The 17,143-nt window shown below is 48.9% G+C and carries 12 protein-coding genes and 1 pseudogene; 6 read left to right on the top strand and 7 right to left on the bottom strand.

Annotation, left to right across the window (positions count from 1 at the left end; genetic code table 11):
- Position 1: 1 nt before the first annotated feature.
- The 5 genes from ACOJS8_RS02195 to ACOJS8_RS02175 all read right to left on the bottom strand — a co-directional run bounded on the left by ACOJS8_RS02195 (position 2) and on the right by ACOJS8_RS02175 (position 4,594).
- Positions 2-1,543, bottom strand: coding sequence for an FAD-dependent oxidoreductase (locus ACOJS8_RS02195; protein WP_420146890.1), 1,542 nt, complete (start codon positions 1,541-1,543; stop codon positions 2-4).
- An 18-nt stretch (positions 1,544-1,561) separates the two neighbouring features.
- Complete coding sequence (locus ACOJS8_RS02190) at positions 1,562-2,254, bottom strand: YjjG family noncanonical pyrimidine nucleotidase (protein ID WP_420146889.1); 693 nt, start codon at positions 2,252-2,254, stop codon at positions 1,562-1,564.
- Positions 2,255-2,333: 79 nt separating this feature from the next.
- On the bottom strand, positions 2,334-2,639 hold the full coding sequence (locus tag ACOJS8_RS02185; RefSeq protein WP_420146888.1) for a (2Fe-2S) ferredoxin domain-containing protein: 306 nt from the start codon (positions 2,637-2,639) through the stop codon (positions 2,334-2,336).
- 123 nt (positions 2,640-2,762) lie between these two features.
- Positions 2,763-3,530 (bottom strand): LytR/AlgR family response regulator transcription factor, encoded by a 768-nt coding sequence (locus tag ACOJS8_RS02180; RefSeq protein WP_420146887.1) that lies wholly within the window; start codon positions 3,528-3,530, stop codon positions 2,763-2,765.
- Positions 3,527-4,594 carry a sensor histidine kinase gene (locus tag ACOJS8_RS02175; RefSeq protein ID WP_420146886.1) on the bottom strand — a complete coding sequence of 356 codons (1,068 nt, stop codon included), beginning with the start codon at positions 4,592-4,594 and terminating at the stop codon, positions 3,527-3,529. Before ACOJS8_RS02175 ends, ACOJS8_RS02180 begins: the two co-directional genes overlap by 4 nt.
- A gap of 253 nt (positions 4,595-4,847) precedes the next feature.
- On the opposite strand from ACOJS8_RS02175, the gene ACOJS8_RS02170 reads away from it, so the two are divergent.
- From ACOJS8_RS02170 to ACOJS8_RS02155, 4 genes are all read left to right on the top strand, one after another.
- Positions 4,848-7,481: a TonB-dependent receptor domain-containing protein gene (locus ACOJS8_RS02170; protein ID WP_420146885.1), complete on the top strand. Its 2,634-nt coding sequence runs from the start codon at positions 4,848-4,850 to the stop codon at positions 7,479-7,481.
- Positions 7,482-7,608: 127 nt separating this feature from the next.
- The gene (locus ACOJS8_RS02165) at positions 7,609-8,211 is read left to right on the top strand and encodes a YceI family protein (protein ID WP_420146884.1); all 603 of its coding nucleotides are present in this window, start codon (positions 7,609-7,611) and stop codon (positions 8,209-8,211) included.
- Between the two features lie 102 nt (positions 8,212-8,313).
- Positions 8,314-9,282: a sugar phosphate isomerase/epimerase family protein gene (locus ACOJS8_RS02160; RefSeq protein ID WP_420146914.1), complete on the top strand. Its 969-nt coding sequence runs from the start codon at positions 8,314-8,316 to the stop codon at positions 9,280-9,282.
- 47 nt (positions 9,283-9,329) lie between these two features.
- Entirely contained in the window at positions 9,330-12,227 is a 2,898-nt protein-coding gene (locus ACOJS8_RS02155; RefSeq protein ID WP_420146883.1) for a PQQ-dependent sugar dehydrogenase, read from the top strand.
- A gap of 93 nt (positions 12,228-12,320) precedes the next feature.
- Here the strand turns inward: ACOJS8_RS02155 and ACOJS8_RS02150 are convergent, their stop codons facing one another.
- Together ACOJS8_RS02150 and ACOJS8_RS02145 are read right to left on the bottom strand one after the other, a co-directional pair.
- Positions 12,321-13,361, bottom strand: coding sequence for a sugar phosphate isomerase/epimerase family protein (locus ACOJS8_RS02150; protein ID WP_420146882.1), 1,041 nt, complete (start codon positions 13,359-13,361; stop codon positions 12,321-12,323).
- 90 nt (positions 13,362-13,451) lie between these two features.
- Positions 13,452-14,180 (bottom strand): 3-keto-disaccharide hydrolase, encoded by a 729-nt coding sequence (locus ACOJS8_RS02145; RefSeq protein WP_420146881.1) that lies wholly within the window; start codon positions 14,178-14,180, stop codon positions 13,452-13,454.
- Positions 14,181-14,410: 230 nt separating this feature from the next.
- On the opposite strand from ACOJS8_RS02145, the gene ACOJS8_RS02140 reads away from it, so the two are divergent.
- Together ACOJS8_RS02140 and ACOJS8_RS02135 are read left to right on the top strand one after the other, a co-directional pair.
- Positions 14,411-16,768, top strand: a complete 2,358-nt coding sequence (locus ACOJS8_RS02140; protein WP_420146880.1) for a DUF7133 domain-containing protein — start codon at positions 14,411-14,413, stop codon at positions 16,766-16,768.
- 85 nt (positions 16,769-16,853) lie between these two features.
- A pseudogene (locus ACOJS8_RS02135) lies at positions 16,854-17,143 on the top strand (hypothetical protein); the annotation flags it as partial.

Below are 17,143 nucleotides of genomic sequence, written 5' to 3'. Positions count from 1 at the left end.
CTCACCTGATCAGGCGTTGCAATTTCGATACGTCGATGTCCTGAACAGCTTTTTTGTCGTCGATAGCCAGGCAGGCGGCCTGTGCTGCCGATTGGCCCAAAACCATAAAAACGGGCTCCATCCGGATGGAGCCATAGGCAATGTGACTGGCCGATAAACAGACCGGAATCAATAAATTCTGAATACTGCCCCGCTTGGGAATCAGCGCCCGATAACTAACTGGATAGGGAGGAAAACCGCCTACCTGCACGTCGCCCTCGTTACGGACGACCCCATCAACAACGAGCCGCTGGCAATTGTGCGAATCCATAGTGTAAGCAGCCATTCCTACGGCATCCGGAACCGTAACTTTTCCTTCGCAATTTGCCTGTGTCATTACGTATTCGCCGACCAGACGGCGCCCTTCCCGAATATATAGCTGGGGCGAAAAGTGATTATTATCGACGTATTCGTCTTTCGGGTAGCCCCATTGCAGCATTTCGTCGCGCAGGTGTTTGGGCATGCGCGCATCGTGGCCGATGAAGTAGAAAAAGCCTTTTGTGTACAGCTCATGCTCGCGGATGATTTCGGCCCGGCGGGCATAATCTGCATTAGGATACTCGTAATTCGCGCCGATCATATCGGTCGATAGCCCTCCGCAGTTGTTGATATCGGTTTTCCGATTCGGCATCATCACAAAATGCATCAGATTCCAGGTTAGCTCCGTCGGCATTTTTTTGGCGATCTGACGTAGCAGTAACTCATACTTTGTAGAGTCGTACCCTTCCGGGCGCGTAATGGGAATCCGGTTGGCAGGATCGTTGGTAAAGCAGAGCCGATAGTTATACGCCTGCACGGCCTTATCAGCCGAACCGTTCGGCGCCAGTTTGGCCGTACTGACACCCCACACCAAACCACTTTCCGGTTTTCCGGGCACTACGTACGGGTCAACGCCATCGGGAAACTGATGCTTATCGCGAAACTGTACACCGTTCAGCGGCTCGTTGTACTGGCTGGATGCTTCCCGCCCGATGGTATACGTAACGCCTGCTTTGGCCATCAGATCGCCTTCGTACGAACAATCGATAAACTGCTTTGCCCGAATCACTCGATTTTTCAGGTTGGTACCTGAAGAAGGTTCCAACGTAATGGCCTGAATTCGATTATTTTGGGCTTGTACGGATGCTAGCCGATAATTGAACCAAACCGTTACGTTCGCTTCTTTAACGTACTGGTTAAAAACAGCTTCGGCAACGTGTGGCTCGAACGTCCATTGTTCCGGCTGCCCATAATGCCGACCGATACGTCGGTAGAAGTCGCGGGAAAGGCCTGTAATCGCCTGTTTGTTACCAATATCCGTAGCGCCTAACCCACCCGACGACATACCGCCAAGATGCTTCCCCGGCTCGATCAGTACTACCGACTTGCCGGATTTCTTCGCAGAATAAGCCGCAATAACACCCGCCGACGTACCGCCATAGATGCATATATCTACCGTGATAGACTGGCCGTACAGGCAAAAGGGAACAAGAACCAAAAGGAAAACCTGGGAAAGTCGGTTCATATTGACTACCTAATCCGTTTATAAAATCGCCATTAATTCTTTCCAGTGACGAATATCGTAAGTAGGTGTATCGTCCACAAGTTGGCCTTGAGGATTATAAAAGATAGTATCTAGGCCTACACTCTTAGCACCCAGAATATCCGCTTCGTAGTTGTCACCAATCATGATGCTATCGGCAGCCGACGTACCACTGATTTCCATAGCGTACTGAAATACAAGTGGATTAGGTTTTTTCGCATTTGCATTTTCGCTGGTGATAACATGTGTGAAATAATGGGCAATTCCTGAACTGTCCATCTTTATCGCCTGAATTTCGGCAAAGCCGTTGGTGATAATATGCATGGTGTAGCGGCCGTGCAGATAGTCCAGAATTTCGCGGGCCGACTCCAGCAGGTGAGCCTTTCGGGGAAGTAGTTTCAGATACTCGACATTCAGATCCGCGTGAACTGCCGCTTCGTCGACGCCCAACGCTCGAAACACCAGTGGGAAGCGGTGTTGCCGAATATAGGTGTGCTCAATCAGATTCTTGTCGTAATCAGCCCAAAGCTTTCGGTTAATATCAATAAAGTGTCGGCTAAACGCTTCAGCAGAAGGAATCCCAACATCAGCCAGCCGGAACGTATCGAACAACTCAACCAGACATTCCGCCGAGTTCCGGTCGAAATCCCAAAGAGTGTGGTCGAGATCGAAAAAGAGGTGTTTATATCGCATAAAGTTTTAGAGTCGTAAAGTTGTAGAGTTCTACGGATAAATAGCACCATAGTACTCCAAACTTTACGACTCTACACGGTTAAAACTCAAGTTTCAACCGCTCTACAGGCTGATTGTTTACCAGATGGCTGTCAACGATTTCGTCTACATCCGAGAGTTGAACATTGCCGTAGTACGTCCCTTCAGGATACACCACTAAAGCCGGTCCAAAAGCGCAGGCATCCAGGCAACCCGTCCGTTGAGCGCGCATCTCCCGTTGTAAACCTCGCTGAACAAGAGCCGCTTTGAAGGCTTCGACCAGCTCATTCCCGTGCACTTCACCGCAGGATTTCTTGGGTGCTGGTTTCTGATTATTGCAGATAAAAACGTGTTTTTTGTATTTCATAGGTTTCGTAGAATTCATTATCAAAGGTACGTAACGAACCCTATGTACTGGTCACTAGTTTACGGTTGAGCCGCACTTTTTATAAAGTTGATGCCAGAATACGGTCGGTTCCAATCCTCTGTATCAAAGCCAGCGGGCAATAAACTCACCGAATACATCTTTGTATTGATCACTGACAGGAATAGTGGTGGTGCTGATCTGAACGGAATTTCGGGTAACAGCACTGATGTGATCGAGCGCAATAATAAACGATCGATGGACACGCATGAACCGGCGGGAAGGTAGTTTCTCCTCCAGTGTTTTTAAGCTCGTTAACGATAAGAGCGGCTTCGCTGGATCACTCTGCCGATATACTTTAACGTAGTCTTTCAACCCTTCAATGTATAGAATGTCGTTATGAGCCACGCGCACCAATTGATACTCAACTTTGAGGAATAAATAGTCGTCGGTCACATCTGCGGTGGCAACGGCTGGCAGCGGTTGGGGCGCGACTGTAGATTCGGGACGCTGAATTAGCTCAAAATAATTTCTTGCTTTACTGGCCGCCCGCAGAAATTCTTCGTAGTTAAACGGTTTTAGCAAATAATCCAGCGCATCGACCCGAAAACCATCCAGCGCAAACTGGTCGAATGCCGTTGTAAAAATGATCCGGGTATTATGTGTTCCGCGGTTGCTACGTTCCAGTACACGCGCCAGTTCCAGCCCCGTTAAATCCGGCATCTGAATGTCCAGAAAAATAACGTCGACCTGGTGTTGCAACAGATGTTGTAACGCTTCAACAGCGCTACTGAACCGACCAGCCAATTGCAGAAACGGCGTTTTTTCAATAAAAGCACAAACCAGCCCAAGCGCCAGCGGTTCATCATCTACAGCGATGGAGGTAAGTGTCATGATACGTTCAATGTTAAATGAACACGATATTCACCGGCCGAATTATGATCGTCTATCGATAGTACGTATTGGTTTGGGTAAAGCAAATCGAGCCGCCGACGCGTATTGGTCAGTCCTATTCCGTTCCCAACTTCGAGCGATGCCGTTTTTTGAGGAAACAACGTATTACTAACGTCCATAAGCAACTGGTGTTCTTTCTGCTGAATACGAATACGAATCCCGCTTGGCTCCAGTGTACTAACCCCATGTTTAAAGGCATTTTCGACGAACGGCAGAAAAATCATCGGAGCAATCGCCTGATCCCGCAGGGGCGATGGCGTATCTAACGTAACGGTCACTTTATCCGTCAGCCGAAGCTGCATAAGCTGAATATAATCGCTCAGGAAGGCCAGCTCCTTACTCAGCAACGTAGTACCTGACTGGGTTTCGTAGAGGACGTAGCGCATCATGCGTGAAAGCCGGTGCAGGGCTTCTCTCGCCGTTTCTACATCGATCAGGGTTAAGGCATAAATGTTGTTGAGGGTATTGAAAAAGAAATGCGGATTGATCTGTGCTTTCAGAAACGACAATTCGGATGTTGTTTTTGCCTGCTCCAGCGTAGTACGCAGATTTGCTTCATCCTGCCATTTCTGCAGCATGGCTATACTGGTGCTTATGCCCATCACGAGCAGAATAGTGAATAATGTCGGCTGCACCCATCCGTAAAATCGTGGACGCCCATCTCCCTTCGGATGAAACGTATGGTACATCTGTATCGACAGGTCAAGCCCAATCTCGATAAACCAAATGACAGCCATCACGGCACTAATAATTCCGATCAGCGTAAATATGTATCCGCTGGTTTGGCCACGCAACAGCAGGCGGGGTACCATCCAGTAAGCGTTCAGATAAAATACACCGACCATCAGCCCGAAAAAAATGACCTGTCGCACCCAGAACAAGCGCGGAAACTGCATTTCTGAATTAATGGACTGATAAAAGAAAAGCAGATAGCCCATCAGAATCCAGCCCAGCACGTGAATTAGCAGGGTAACGTAGCGACGGGAGAAAAGAGTAGAAGCCATTGTCGTCGGGAAAGCTACAAGTTTAGAACAAAAAGTAACGTTTTGCCGGGCTAATCGCCACATATACAGAGTTCCCCGATGGTTTGGCCATTTTAACCGACGAATGTCTTTTCGGGCAACGGTACGTACTAAACCAAGCGTTCATCGGCTGAAATCGGCATTCCGCCGACATTTTCCGTCCTTCGGTCTATTGCATTTTTTGGATCAAATAAAGGATTGTTGCTTTGTTTCACAATCTGTAATCTTGCTGAAGATGTTCAAGAATTTTATACGTCTATTATTAACCATCGGACTCTGGAGTGGTTTCACGCAGGTCCAGTCAACATACGCTCAATTTGGCCCTCCGGGTGGTGGTCCAGGCGGTCCCGGCCGATTTGGCAACCAGGAACTTGGCCGAAAAAAATCTGAATTTACAGGCGTTGCGGAGGATACGCCCAAAGGCAACGGCAAAATAACGGGTCTCCTGATCGATTCGTTATCGGGCAAACCCGTTGAGTTTGCAACAATCGCCCTGATCAATACAGCAACCAACAAACCTATTGACGGTACTACGTCGGATGCAAAAGGAAATTTTACCCTGAGTAAACTTGCCCCTGGCGACTACCGGCTTCAATATTCGTTTATTGGCTACAAAAACCAGGATTCAAAGCCCTTCACGATTGCCAAAGGCACTACGTTGAATATGGGCTCCATTAAGTTCTCACCCGATATACGGACGCTCGGCGAGGTAGTGGTAACGGGGCAGGCTGCCGTAATCGAAGAAAAGGTAGACCGACTCGTTTTTAACGCCGATAAAGACATGACGGCCAAAGGCGGAGACGCTTCGGACGTACTGAAACGGGTACCGATGCTGTCGGTAGATCTGGATGGCAACGTATCGCTACGGGGTAGCCAGAATATTCGGGTACTGATCAACAATAAACCGTCCACAATTGTCGCGGCCAGCGTAGCAGATGCGTTAAAGCAATTGCCCGCCGATATGATCAAGTCGGTAGAGGTGATTACGAGCCCATCGGCCAAATACGATGCCGAAGGAGCCGCCGGGATTATCAACATCATTACTAAAAAGAATACGCTGCATGGCCTGACACTGAACGTAGACGCAGGCGTCGGTTTACGCGCTTCCAACCTTGGTTTGAATGGTTCGTTCCGGCAGGGAAAACTGGGTATTACGTTGGGGGGCTTTGGCCGGGCAATGTACAACCGGGCCTCTTCAACCTTGGATCAGACGACGTTGGTTGGCTCGCAAGAGCGACGTACCAGCCAGCAGGGGACGGCCTTCGACAAACCTGTATTTGGTCAGTATACGCTCGGCTTCGATTACGATCTGGCGAAAGATCAGTCGCTCTCGGCGAATGTTCGGTTTGGTACCCGCAACTTTATTCAGCAGCAGACGCAGCTTACTAATTCGTTTATTGGCGACTCGTTGCTAAGCCTGACCAATCGCGATGTAAACCGAAAAGATTTGTCGAACTCGGTGGATATGAACCTGGATTATGTCAGCACGTTCAAGCCGCAACAGGAGTGGAGCATTTCGACCCAATACAGCCGCACCGGACTGACAAACAATTTTTTCGCCGATATTCTTAACCAGTCCGATATTCTAACGGCTCGTCAGCAGAACATCAACAACAACACCAACCAGGAATTCACCATTCAGACGGATTATCAGACGCCTATTAAAAAGAACCAGTTGCTGGAATTTGGTGGAAAAGCAATCATGCGTAAAGTGGACAGCCGCTATCAGTATCTGGTGGGAGGCAGCACAGGCGACTTGAACTTCGATCCGACCAATCCGTCAGGAACGCTGGCTTACGATCAGAACATCGGCGCGGGCTACATTTCATATACCTACATAACGCCGAGCAAGTACACATTTAAGGTTGGTACTCGCTACGAATACACCGACATATCGGCCCGGCAATCAACAGAGTCGCGCCCTAATATGGAGCTGAACATTCCGAACTATAGCAATCTGGTACCGAGCATTAACGTATCAAAAAGCCTGAAAGCAGGCACTACACTGAAAGCCGCTTACAACCGCCGTATCCAGCGCCCCGGTCTGCAACAGTTGAACCCGAACCCGAACGCGGCCAATCCGCAGATGATTATGGTCGGAAATCCAACGCTACGTCCCGAACTGACCGACAATTTCGAAGTGAGTCTGAGTTCTACGATCAAGAAAACGTATCTGAACACGGCCTTATTTGCCCGGCTGACCGACAATGCGATAACCCAGATTCGTATTCCATCCGATACGTTAGTAGGTGGTATTATTACTACGTTCCAGAACATTGGTATCCAGCGCACGTACGGAGCGAACGTATTCTTCAACACGAATCTGACGCCCAAGTGGAGCATCAATGGTGGCCTGGACGGCTACTACCAGTACATGCAGGGCCTAACACCGAACGCGGAAGGTCAGTCGATAACGATTGAGCGAACGGGCTTCAGCCTTGGTGGTCGATTAATGAGTCAGTTGCAACTGGATAAAGGCTGGAGTGCGCAGGTATTTAGTTTCTTCCGGGGGCCAACTCCGCAGTTACAGGGTACGATGGGTAGCTTCTACATGTATTCGCTGGGGGTTAGGAAAGATCTTGCCAGCAAACGGGGTAGTATTGGTCTTGCCGCCGAAAACTTCGTAACCAATGGTGTAACCATGCGCACAACGCTCAATTCGCCACTGCTTTCGCAGGTAAGTGTTACGAATCTGTACAACGCCAACGTAAAATTGACGTTCACGTACCGTATCGGCAAAATGACGTTCGAAGAAAATCGCCGGAAATCTCGCTCTGTTAATAACGATGACGTAAAAAGCGGTGAAGACGGTGGTGGCGGAGGTCAGCAACCAGCAGCCCCTTCTGGTGGTGGCGGACGCCCAAGATAATATCGGGGAAGGTGTGGCCACAAATTCTATTGTTCAAATTAATAAGCGCTTAGTGGCCAGTCTCTTAAAATAATATAAATTCGTAACAAACAAGGACTATTTCCAACCAACAATTCTGCAAAAATCCATGAAATCAATCGTATTCGCCGTTGCCGCTTTACTTGCGGGTTCTATTACGTACGGCCAAAGCACCTGGGCACTCGATAAAGCGCACTCTAAAGTTGGCTTCACCGTTACACACATGCTTTTATCGGAAGTGGATGGGCATTTCAAAGCATTTGACGCCAAAATCACCTCATCTAAACCTGATCTTTCCGACGCTGTATTCGAATTTACGGGTGATGTAAACAGCATCGACACCGGCAATGAAAAGCGGGATAGTGACCTGAAAAGCGATAAATTTTTTGATGCCGCTAATTACCCTACGTTAACGTTCAAAAGTACATCATTTAAAAAAGAAGCGGACAAAAAATACAAAGTAACGGGCGATCTGACGATGCATGGTGTTACGAAACCTGTTACGTTAGACGTGGTCATGAACGGGCCAATAACGAACGAAAGTCCTCGCGGAAAACAGGAAAAGGTAGGCTTTAAAATGACCAGTACGCTGAAACGCTCGGATTTCAAGGTTGGTACCATTCCAGTAGCTGTCGTTAGCGAAGAAGTGGAAATTAAGGCCAATGGCGAGTTTACGAAGCAAGCCAGCGCAACCGCAGACGCTAAGAAATAACGTAATCTCCTGCTTCTGTGGACTCAGCAAACCCTGTTTTTTCTAGCCAGTAGCTGAGTCCACAGAATCTTCCTTCAGGTACTTTTCATAACCCAATCTATGATGAATTCGAGAAGGCGTTTCCTGCAGGATGCAGGCACGCTCGCGCTCGGGAGCCTGGCGCTCCCTCAACTTACCCGTGCCACCAGCTTACTCCCGGCAGTTGCCGTTCCTCCCATTGGCATTCAACTTTTCACGCTTTTCCGGCAGATGAACGAAGACCCCAAGGGTATGCTGGAGAAAGTAGCGGCTGTAGGCTACAAAGAAGTGGAGTCGGCTTTCAGCACACGGGGCGGCTATTACGGCTACAAAGCGACCGAATTTAAAAAGCTGGTGACCGATCTGGGTATGACCTGGCGGGCACATCACGCCATGGGCGCACCGTTCCAACCCCGTCCAACGCCCCGTCCCGCTGCCGAAGCAGGTGCCGGATCGGCCCCATCGGGAACGCAGAGGCCCGCGATGGACTTCTCCAAAATGCCACCCATGCTGAGTTTACGCGATAATTACCAGCAGTTGGTCGACGAAGCGGCCGAGGGCGGGCTTACCTATCTGGTTTGTGCCAGTACACCCGTTGCTACGATGGATGAAATCAGGAAGTCAATCGAAGTATTTCAGAAAACAGGCGAAGCCGCTAAAAAAGCCGGGATCGGTTTTGCGTACCATAACCATTCGACGGAATTTGATCCTGTTGATGGAGGCAAGACACCGTATGAACTGATTCTGTCGCAGACAGACAAAGAACTGGTTAAAATGGAGTTGGATCTGGCCTGGGCCACCAAAGCCGGGAAAGATCCCGTCGCGTTATTTAATGAGCAACCGGGTCGCTTTCCGCTTTGGCACATCAAAGACATTAAAGGCGATAATAAAACGATTACCGAAGTCGGCAATGGCGTAGTAGATTTTAAACGCGCTTTCGCTGCGGCAAAAACAGCTGGCCTAAAATACTTCTTTGTCGAGCAGGATATGGCTCCCGAAGGCCTTGAAAGTATTACCACAAGTTATAAGAATCTCACTAAAATTCTGGCCTGATACGTAGCGCCAATTGGCGCTACGTGCCTATCTCTTTTCTACCAACTATGCGGTCTAAATTTTTATCGCAGTCATTTTCGTTTTGCCTGAATACGACAATCGTACTGAGTTTGGCTTCCTTCGTCGTTCAGGATCAGCCGGGAAAGCCGGATGAAACCCGGTTCACGCCTGTTGTGATTGCCGAAGACCTGGATGAGCCGATGGTGTTTGACGTATTGAAAGACGGAACGGCATACATTATTGAGCGTAAGGGAGCACTCAAAAAATATGATCCCATTACGAAAACCGTCGACCTGATTACAACGATCCCGGTTAATACAAAATACACATCCGCTGAAGGCAAAGTCTCTGAAGCCGAAGAAGGGTTGATGGGGTTATCGCTCGATCCGAAGTTTGATCAGAACCACTGGATGTATTTGTACTACGCCCACCCAACGGAAAAGAAGCACATTCTAACTCGCTGGGAACTACGGGACAGTAAACTTCAGAATGAAAAGGTCATGCTGGAAGTGCCCACCCAACGCGAAGTCTGCTGCCATACCGGCGGTGGAATGACTTGGGACAGAGCCGGTAATCTGTACCTTACGGTGGGGAATAACACCGGCAATCAGCAGGCGGCACAAACCGATGAACGGCCGGGACGTAGCAGTTGGGACGATCAGGGCCATGCTGGAAACACAAACGATTTGCGCGGTAAAATTCTACGGATTCATCCTGAAGCCAACGGTACATACACCATCCCTGAAGGCAACTTGTTTCCGAAAGGGACCGAAAACGGGGACGCCCGCCGAACCCGTCCTGAAATTTATTCGATGGGGCATCGTAACCCCTGGCGGATTTCAATTGATAGCAAAACTGGTTATCTGTATTGGGGCGAAGTAGGTCCTGATGCCACAAAAGATTCGGAGATCGGCCCGCGTGGGTATGATGAATTGAATCAGGGACGGAAACCCGGTAATTTCGGCTGGCCGTGGTTTGTCGGCAATAATTACGCCTTTCCGGTTTATGACTACGAAAACAAGAAGCCGCTTGAGACTAAAGACCCAAAGCATATTGTTAACACCTCGCCTAACAACACCGGTTTAAAAGAATTACCACCAACGGCACCTTCGTTCATTTACTATCCGTACGCGGTTTCGGAAGAGTTTCCGCTGGTTGGCACGGGTTCACGTTCGGCAACGGGTGGTCCAATCTATCACCAGTCCGATTTCAACGGCGCCAAACGCCCCTGGCCTGCTTATTATGAAGGCAAATGGCTGGCGACGGATTTCTCGCGTGGCTGGATCATGGCCATTACCATGGACGCCGATGGAAATTATAAATCAATGGAACGGGTATTGCCTGGCTATCATCCTGTTGAACCGATCGATATGAAGTTTGGCCCCGAGGGTGATCTCTACGTTCTTGAATACGGTAGCAACTGGTTCAGAAAGAGCGATAACGCCAAACTCGTCCGTATTGAATATAATGGTGGCAACCGCAAGCCAATCGTACAGGCATCCGCCAGCAAACAGGGCGGTACGGTGCCGCTGCAACTCACGTTACAATCGGATGGTAGCAAGGATAACGACGGCGACAAGCTAACGTATCAATGGAAAGTTACATCGCCGGGCGTAACACCACGCACCTTTACGACGGCCAATCCATCCGTTACGTTCGACAAAGCAGGTGTGTATACCGCTACCCTAACCGTATCTGATCCGAAAGGAGCATCGAACAGCCAGTCTGTAAAAATTATTGCGGGTAACGCTCCGCCCAAGATTTCGGTCAATCTGGCCAGTAACCAAACCTTCTTTTTTCCCGACCAGCCGATTCAGTACACCGTTCAGGTCGACGATCAGGAAGATGGCAGCCTCACCGATAAAAAAATAAGCCCGGCGCGGGTGGCGATGAGCATTGATTACACGTCGGAAGGTTTCGATTATGCTGAGGTTATTCAGGGGCAACGTAGCGTTGATGCTTCAACACAATACGCTGTGGCTCAATCAATTATCAACCAGAGCGATTGTAAAGTCTGCCATCAGATCAGCACCAAATCAGTAGGTCCGGCTTTTACGGCGATTGCCACGAAATACAACGGCGACGGTGGCGCTCACGACCGATTGGTCGCTAAAATTCGGCAGGGTGGTGTTGGCGTTTGGGGCGACGTAGCGATGCCAGGCCATCCGGCGATGTCGGTAGCTGATGCCAGCTCATTGGTTCAGTACATTCTGCACATCAACGATAAAACGCTTAGTAGTCTTCCGCTGCAGGGAAAATATACGCTCAAATTACCCGAGGGGGATAACGGCAGGGGCTCTGTTCTAGTCCGGGCAGCCTACACCGACCGGGGCGCATCTGTGGGTTCCGCGAAAGTTCCGGCACAAACCTACGAACAGATGCTGGTGCTACGTAGTCCTCAACTCGAAGCATCGTCAGCACAGGTTATACATGGTGCCGATGTCAAAGCTAAAGGCATGGGCAAGGGCGAAAACGTTATTCCCTATGCCAATGCGTACATTGGTTTCCAGAAACTGGACTTGACCGGCATCAAACAACTGGAACTGACGGCAGCCGCCCAACGACGTGAAGGCGCAGCAGGTGGCTTAATTGAAGTTCATATCGATTCGCCCACCGGTCCGGTCATTGGTGAGTCAATGGTTGAATTGGCTCCCGAAGTCGATATGGCGAAGCTGATGGCTCAGATGGAATCGGGGCCTAAATCCACTACTGGAACGATAGGTGGTACGGCAGCGGCTTCAACTAGCAAACCAGGTGCAGCACCAGCTCAAAGAAATCCGTTTGCTCGTCCGCCTGTATTTCTGTCCCTGAAACCGACAGAAGGCCTGCATGACGTGTATTTCGTCTTTAAAAATGCCGATGCGAAATCAATTCAGCCGCTGATGAGCTTGTCTACAATTAAGTTCATGGATAAGGTAAAAGAGGTGGCTAAGGCGAAAGAATAAATAATACCTGAATATGCAGAAAGGGACTTTGCTCAAAAGCAGGCAAAGTCCCTTTCTGCATATTCAGGAATTTCTATTTCAAGCGATCGCAAATTAGCTCAGAATGTTCCGGCAAAAGTTTACGCACTTCTTCACTTCGGCTACCGAGGTAGAACCCGATGGAACCTGATATTCCAGCTCGACGGTAGCCGGGAAGGTGTATTTCTGTTCGCGCATGAGTGTCAATACGTCCGTCAGGGGTGTATCGCCCTGGCCCCAGGGCAAATTACCTTTTCCATGCGCGGGAGTCTGTCGATCTTTAATGTGCATACTGGAAATCCGACTGTGTTTCTGGCGAATTAGGCCCAGCGGATCAGGCTGACCAGCCGCTACGTAGTGTCCCAGGTCGAAATTCATGGCATTTCCCGGCGATTGCACCAGTGCTGTATCCCAAAAGGTTGGCGTTTGCTGCTCATGGCCATGGTAGCCTACTCGTATCCCATGTTTTTCAGCCATTTTACCTAATTTGAGTGTATGCGCGTCGTTTGCCGGATGTTCCAGCGTAACCTGATTTGCTCCCAGCGTTTTAGCCGCCCGCATACCGTAGTCGATCTCGGCATCCGAGTTCTGCATCCCAAACGCGTCGGGCTTAAATCCGTAGATGGTCACACCAGCCTGATTGTACATCTTGCGTACCTGTTCAAACTTACTCATCGACGCCGACTGACGCCACTTAGCCACTTCTGCACGGTACGATTTTGTCTGTGCTTCCATTTCGGCTAGTTGTTTCTGCTCATCGTCGGTCAACGTCTGATTTTCGCGTCGCTTTCTCATTAGCGGAAACATAGTCCGCATGTCAACCGAGTTTTTAGGAGCACCAGCAAAGGTTTCAGCGGGCCCACCCATCAACTCAATGGCACTGATACCACTGTCCAATATGTATTGCAGAGTCGCTTCGGCGCTTTGATCGGGCATATCCCGATATGAATACGTAATAACCCCAATCTGCACGCCCTTGACCAACGAATTAGGCTTTTCGCCCAGACTACGTATCAGAGCAGGCATTCCAAATACTTTGCTGCTGCCTACTACTGCACCTGCAATTAAAGCAGTTGTGGCTCCCAGAAACCGACGACGCGTTTGATGATCTTTCATGATTTTAAGTAGTTAAGGGCTTTACGTATTGAATAGTACCGAAGCGGTTAATTTACGACTAATCAACCTTTAAATCTTCCGGAGATTATTCTAAAGCGTTCGTATTTTAATATTCCGAAACCAGACGCTGGTATTCCAGTCTTGCAAGCCAATATGCCCGCTGTATTTACCTTTACCAAAAGGCGTATCTTTCAGTTTGCTGTTTGCGATGCGCTGCTTCCAATCGGCGCTGGTCAGATCATGCTCCTGAACCACGTAGCCATTCATCGTGACGGTTAGTTTATTCTTTTTCAGCATGACGTTTACCTTATTCCAGCTTCCCAGAGGCTGTGGTTCCTGCATGCGCACATCCGCTATACCGAATATGTCGCCGGAACTGTGTGGATGTTCCACGGCTTTTTGGTAAAGTGCATCGTCGCCTACCTGCACTTCCATAGCCGTACTGTAAATTTTGGGATACTGTGGTGCTTCCTGCGCAAAGAAGAAGAACCCACTGTTGGTATTCTTTTCGATTTTGAATTCGGCTTTAAACTCAAAATCGCCGGAAAAAACTGCGTCAGTTATTAAATCCCCACTGTCACGCGGCTTATCGGTAGCTGTCTTTGGCACGTCCAGATGCAGTACGCCCTGCTCGATTCTCCAGGACGAGGGTGCGCCTTTACCATTATATCGGTGCCAGCCGTTAAGATTCTGACCATTGAAAAGCAATTTCCAGCCTTCTTTTTTTTCCTGCGCTGATAACGTATTTAGTGCCTGTGCTTGTAAGTCTGCACAGGTAATACCTGCGAGTAAAATAAATGCCGCTATTTTGACAAACATAATGGTACAGTGATTGAATGTATAAAAGATTACACAAGCAATAAACTCCTCATTACGTAGCGTAAAGTTGTAATCGGCTCACAAGGCTACCTGCTCCAATGATACGCGCTTCCCTGCCTAAAAACACATTTCTAATACGTATCAATTTTCATGGATCAGGATTCAGTATCAGTAGCCTTGCCATGACTTTATAGGTATTACTGAACCTATTCCTTTTTCTGTGCTCTCTTATGAAAAACCATGTCTGGCTCGGAAGCCTGTTTACGATATCGGCACTGGTCGTTACGTGTACGTCCTCTAAAACAACCCATCAGCAGACCACACAGACTGAGCAAAAAATGGCCTCATCTGACGCTGATTATGGAACAAAACCCGTTGTTAACCCGATTGCCAATCCAGCCCACCTAACTCCGGAACAAAGTTTACGTTTGTTTCGAGTGCCAAAGGGGTATCATATGAAACTGGTAGCCAGCGAACCTATGGTGCGCGAGCCTGTAGCTATTGCCTGGGATGGTAATGCCCGCATGTACGTAACGGAAATGGACACGTACATGCAGGATGCCGATGCTACAGGAGAACATGAGCCAATCAGCCGGATTATGCTGCTGGAAGACACCAATGGTGATGGTAAAATGGATAAGAGTTCGGTTTTTATAGATAAGCTGATGCTCCCCCGTATGATTCTATGCGTCAATCATGAGCTTATTGTCAATGAAACCGATACGTATGACCTTTGGAGTTATAAAGACACTAACGGCGATGGTGTGGCCGATGACAAAAAGCGCATTTATCACGTCGATCGGAAAGCGCCTGGTAATCTGGAACACCAACGTAGCGGCTTAGACTGGAATCTGGACAACTGGATTTACGTAACAGTCGATCCAGTACGTTTCCGATACACCAACGGTACAATCCGCATGGATTCGCTGCCAAGTGGCTCCAACGGTCAGTGGGGCTTAACACACGACAACTATGGCCGCTTGTTTTTTAGCCGTGGTGGTGGCGAAAACGCAGGTTCAGGCTTCCAGATTAATCCCAAATACGGTGCGCTTGAATTTGCTGATGCGTATGATGAAGCTACGTTTAGCCCGGTCTGGTCGATCATTGCTAACCCCGATGCACAGGGAGGTCCGAAGCGATTACGTCCCGACAGTACGTTGAACCATTTTACAGCAGGTTGTGGTCAATCCATCTATCGGGGCGACAAATTACCGGCCGATCTGGCAGGCGATTACCTGATTTGTGAGCCTGTAGCCCGTATCGTAAGGCGTGCCCATGTTGTGAATAATCAGGGAAAAACGCAGCTCGAAAACGTGTATAAAGAGCAGGAATTTATTGCCTCATCCGACTTTAATTTCCGCCCCGTCAATACGTATACGGGTCCCGACGGCAACCTGTATATCATTGACATGAACCGGGGTATTATTCAGGAATCGCAATGGACACCTAAAGGGAGCTGGATTCGCCCACAGATTGAGCGGCTGGGGCTGGACAAACACATTCAGCACGGACGTATCTGGCGGCTCGTTCAGGATGGCGTAAAACCTGGCCCCAATCCAAAAATGCTCGATGAACCAGCCAGCAAGCTCGTTACGTATCTGGATCATTCGAACGGTTGGTGGCGTGATAATGCGCAGAAGCAATTAGTCGTTTTAGGCGACAAATCGGTTGTTCCGATTCTGAAACAAATTGCGGTTGGCCAACAGGCCAGTTTACCAAAGAAACCCAGCGCTTTAGCCCGAATTCACGCGCTCTGGACGCTGGAAGGATTAGAAGCTATCGATCGGGCAACGCTGGCTCAGGCCCAGGAAGACGAAGATGCACAGGTGCGCCGAACGGCTATCTGGATTAGCGAACCGTATCTGAAGAAGAATGATGAAGCAATGATTAATCAGGTGGCTTCCTTGCAAAACGATCCGAGCATTGATGTGCGGGTGCAGCTACTGGAATCATTACATACCAGTACGTCTCCAAAAGCCAAAACGGTTATTCAGGAATTACTCGCTCAAAACGCATCCAACGCCATGCTTACATCCGTTGAAGCGAGTATTCAGAAAAACAATGACTTCAAACTATTTGGCAGCAGATTGGGCCGTTTTTCAGCTGCCGAACGAGGTTCTATTCTGAAAGGAGCCGAAATATTTAAGTCACTTTGTTCATCCTGCCACGGAACCGATGGAAAAGGGCTGGCTAGTCAGGTTGCGCCACCCATTGCCGGCTCGAAACATTTGGCAGATAACGGAATGATACTCAAGATTTTGCTACAAGGCTTATCGGGTCCGATTGACGGCAAGACCTATCCCACGATTATGCCGTCGATGGCTGATAATACTGACGAATGGATTGCCTCGGTAGCGAGTTATATCCGTTACGAATTTGCTACGTCGGGTTTTCCACCCGCTGCCGCCCGGCCAGCCAGTCAAACGGCAACGGGCGCATCGACAGCTCAGGCCGCTCGTCCACCGGCTGGTGGCTTCCGGCGGTTTCAGCCCATCATCAAAACCGAGGAAGTCGCCAGACTCCGCCAGGAAACAGCTCAGCGTACTACGCCCTGGACACTGGATGAGTTAGAGAAATCCAGCCAGTAACCTGTAAATAACATTTTGAAATACCTTTTACTGTACGTAGATTTAATCTGATAATCAGCGCATTCTTAAACCAACCTCTACCAACATGAAGAAATTATATGCCGTATTGACTGCTGGCTTGGCCGGGCTATTATTACTCGCCACTACTACGCGTTCGATTCGTAATCAGTATGGATTTGAAACAGGAAATCCAGGCATTAAATCGATCAATGCGCTGGCGTTTGGTCCAGATGGTGTGTTATTTATCGGTGATGGACGTAGCGCATCCGTTTTTGCTATCGATACGAAAGATGTTAATGCTGTAGAAAAGGCCGCTCAGGTCGAAATAAAAAGTATTGACCAGAAGATTGCAGCTCTTTTAGGCACTGAGGTTAA

The organism is Spirosoma sp. (assembly GCF_048594605.1).
GTDB lineage: Bacteria > Bacteroidota > Bacteroidia > Cytophagales > Spirosomataceae > Spirosoma.
Note: the sequence above shows the minus strand (reverse complement) of the source record. Positions and strands in the feature narration are given on the sequence as shown.